The organism is Pseudomonas sp. MF06569 (assembly GCF_059862735.1).
In genome coordinates this window covers 1-3,543 of record NZ_JCBCUZ010000063.1, presented here as the reverse complement: position 1 = coordinate 3,543, position 3,543 = coordinate 1, and the positions used below count along the sequence as shown (strand labels likewise).

Annotated in this window: 4 protein-coding genes; 1 reads left to right on the top strand and 3 read right to left on the bottom strand. The window is 46.5% G+C overall.

Features of this window, described 5'->3' with window-relative positions; all coding sequences use genetic code 11:
* Positions 1-218: 218 nt before the first annotated feature.
* Positions 219-680, bottom strand: a complete 462-nt coding sequence (locus AC19YQ_RS24790; RefSeq protein WP_500596172.1) for a PAS domain-containing protein — start codon at positions 678-680, stop codon at positions 219-221.
* Positions 681-1,057: 377 nt separating this feature from the next.
* On the opposite strand from AC19YQ_RS24790, the gene AC19YQ_RS24785 reads away from it, so the two are divergent.
* The gene (locus tag AC19YQ_RS24785) at positions 1,058-1,837 is read left to right on the top strand and encodes an EAL domain-containing protein (RefSeq protein WP_500596171.1); all 780 of its coding nucleotides are present in this window, start codon (positions 1,058-1,060) and stop codon (positions 1,835-1,837) included.
* A 532-nt stretch (positions 1,838-2,369) separates the two neighbouring features.
* Here AC19YQ_RS24785 and AC19YQ_RS24780 read toward each other — a convergent pair.
* Both AC19YQ_RS24780 and AC19YQ_RS24775 read right to left on the bottom strand, forming a co-directional pair.
* A complete protein-coding gene (locus AC19YQ_RS24780; protein ID WP_198823137.1) occupies positions 2,370-2,816 on the bottom strand; it encodes a DCC1-like thiol-disulfide oxidoreductase family protein in 447 nt (148 codons plus the stop codon).
* Positions 2,817-3,289: 473 nt separating this feature from the next.
* On the bottom strand, positions 3,290-3,543 hold a 254-nt coding region (locus tag AC19YQ_RS24775), incomplete at its 5' end, for a hypothetical protein (protein WP_500596170.1).

Genomic DNA, 3,543 nt, shown 5'->3' with positions numbered 1-3,543 from the left:
GATATTAGCCAGTACCTGATGCATCACTACAACTGGATCCGACCTCATCAATTTAACGATGGATTGGCCCCAGCGAAAACGGAAGAAAAACTCAAAACCGTGTCCGGGATGAGTTGACCACTACAATTGTCTATCGTCTTGGGAAGGCACTCTATGAGTATCTTCGTGTCGATGATGTTCTATACGCCGACGCAGACCAAGCTTCAATTCAGGTGCTATCACGCTTCGGGCGATTCACGTTGCGATTGAGCCAATTTAGTTTTTAACCTTGCAACCTCCGCTTCTAGCTCATGCACGCGCTTGCTAGCCTCAAATTCGACGCTAACGTCCTTCTGGATACCGATGTAATAGGTAAGTTGATCTTCCTCGTTGAATACTGGGGTGATAGATAGCTCATTCCAAAAAATACTGCCGTCCTTACGATAGTTGCGAATGACTTGCCGGCAGGGCTGATGCATCTTTATCGCCTCGCGGATAACGGCCAAGCCCGCTTGGTCTCGGTCATCACCCTGCAGGAAGCGGCAGTCTTGATACAGGATGTCGTCAACGTCATAACCCGTCAGGCGCTGGAAGGCGGGGTTAGCGTAGATCAGGATGTTCTCATCGCCTTCCTGTTCAGCAATAACGATGCCATCATTAGATGTCTCAATCATTAGTGTCAGTAGTTTTGCGTCGATCACCTTCAGTCTCCATTGAGAGTTTAAAATTTTATAATAGCTGGCGGATCTAACTTTTTGAGGTACCAATGCAATATTTTTATCGCTGCGGAATCAATTTCTAAATCATTTCTGATTACTTCTCTAAATCGATCCAGTGTGCCAAACTAAATGCCGTCAAGGTTACTCCGCCGAACGGTCAAGGTAATTGCACTCTCTTGCAAATGCCTCGCTTGCAAGCAGGTTGATAGTGTCAGTAAAATCAGAGCCATAGGCTCAATTTCGTTGCTGCCTTGCACGCGATAAACATGAGCCTTCAGCAAAACTAGATTCGTACCGATAACTCAGTGAAATCTCGAAAAAATGTAGCTTCACACTCGCTTGAAATTGGAGGATCAGCCATGACCCGTAATATCGTACGCACTGCGGTCGTGTCAGTCGGCTGCACAGAGTGCCAAAATATAGATGGGTTGGGGTTCGATTTCATAATGGCTTTCCAGCCAATCGTTAACGTAAGAACGCGCACAACCTTTGCCTATGAAGCCCTTGTACGCGGGGTGAACGGTGAGTCGGCGGCAAGCATCTTGGATCAGGTTAATGATGAAAACCGATACCGCTTTGACCAAGCATGTCGAGTCAAGGCTATCGAGAGAGCGACGCAATTAGGTTTGCTGAGCATTCCAGAATGTAAGCTAAGCATCAATTTTTTGCCAAATGCCGTGTATCGAGCCGAGACCTGCATTCGAGCAACTCTAGAGGCCGCCAGGCTATTTGGATTTCCTCCAGAAAGACTCATGTTCGAAGTGACCGAAGGTGAGCGTGTCGATGATCCTATTCATCTAAAGGGAATTTTCGAAGAGTACGAACGTCAAGGGTTTACTACCTCAATCGACGATTTCGGCTCGGGTTACTCGGGTCTAAATTTATTGGCTATGTTTCAGCCGCACGTACTGAAAATTGATATGGCGCTTACTAGAAATATCGATAAAGATCCGGTTAGAACTGCAATAGTTGAAGGTGTGGTGTTAGTCGAAAAACGTTTAAATATAATGATCGTGGCCGAAGGTGTTGAGACCTGTGAGGAGAGTGATACACTGCTCGGTTTAGGGGTAGATCTTATGCAAGGATACTTATTTGCAAGACCTGATACGTCCAGACTGGCACTTGCGATTTTTTCCTAATGCAGGTTTTTCCCAATTTCTCGATATTTAAACCGATTAGGATATAAATTAAATAGAGGTGTTATGATATGCTTTAATTATATGGTGAAAAAACGCAGATGACCTGAAGCTAAAATATAGTTTCTGGCGTCGGACATACCAAAATTCGAGATTTATTTTCGTCTCAAATTAAATCCTGGTTGCGCTGAATTTTTTAGTCTTTTCTACTCGTGTATCTTTCTGTTCGCGAGTTTCAGTGCTGATTAAATGTTGTTCTTGTACTTATCGTAGCTAAGCCCAATTAGGCTTTAATACTCGCCTGATCTAGCGCTTGCCTCACTCTTTCACCAAACGCCTCGCCACCAGTTTTAACGCAATAGACGCATATTATTGCGAACTCATCTCTAAAAGCTTGAACCTGGAAATACTTGGCCTTATGTGGCAAGTTGTCACTTTCAACTCCATCATGCAAAATGAGGGGAGCTATGCTCCTGAGCCTACGTCTTGGCCAGTACCACTATGCTACGCCTACTAGAGTATCTAGAGCCCATGGTTACCGATTTTTTTTCAAAAAACGGCGATCATGATCGGCGGTCGGAAGATGGATGGAGTCATATCTTCCGAAAAGCCTGTAACGATTCAGGGCAATTTTGTCATACATCCAATCCCGCATTGCTGCCGGCATGACTCGAGCAGCTTTTAGCCAGCGCCATGGTGCATCCAGGCGACTCAAAATCTCGAACATCGCCTCAGAACGTATGGACACCTTGTTGTTGGAGATAAGAACAATGGTGTTGAATTCGTCCAGAGGTAGCCCGGCCCACCTCAACAGCTCTTGGCCTTCCGGCGACTGAACCGCAGCGAGCTGAATTCGATAAGCATGGTCATAGTGGATAATCAATCGCGCCCATCCGTTACAGAGCTTGCAGGTGCCGTCGAATAGCAGTGCTGTGTCGCCCGATTGTAGGAACGGGGCAGGGGATTCGGTTTCCATAGTCATCTGGGCTGCTGTCTCATTTAAAGCTTCCTGCTTTCCCGTAGCCCGCCAATTTAGCTGCGGATTCTGACTCAAAGGTTATCTGGTTTCTCGAGGATACCTTGTCGTGGATTGGGCAACCTTCAGGAAGATAGTAAGCATGGCTTTTACTATTGCCGATGATGTCACTGGCTGAAGTCAGGCGAGATATTGTTGTTGGTTTTTTCGCTTGCGCCGACTTCGCCGGATGGGTGCTTACCACTCCGTAGCCCACTGTCTTATAGTCTTGAGTCCAGCTGCGGTCTTTAGTCAAGAAGTGGTTGGCATGCCCCCTGATCGCGGTTATGTGTTTGTTTCGCTCCTGTTCCTAAGGCGTCACTGGAATCCCACGCAGTATTGTGCAGTATCTTAATTGGCCAATCGATGGCTTGATGTCGCATAGGGTGTAATCGTCAGGTGCTTACTCTCATTGTCTAATGATGCCTGAAGAAAAATAATCATAAGAAGAGTGAAGCTAAGGCAAAAAACAGAGGTTTGGGTTTAGAAGCCCAGACGAGCCTGCCATATCGACGCTGCGTAAATAGTAAATCGCCATTTGGAACGGGGTTAAAGGCTTGGCTTATCGTAAGCGCTCCATAAACCCCACATTCAAAGCGCTTAGCTGATCCCGGATGCTGTGCTCCCGATCCCCTCAGGAGCCAGCTCGCCATGATGCGACCCGATGCCAAAGTCGAAAAAGTGTATCTGTACC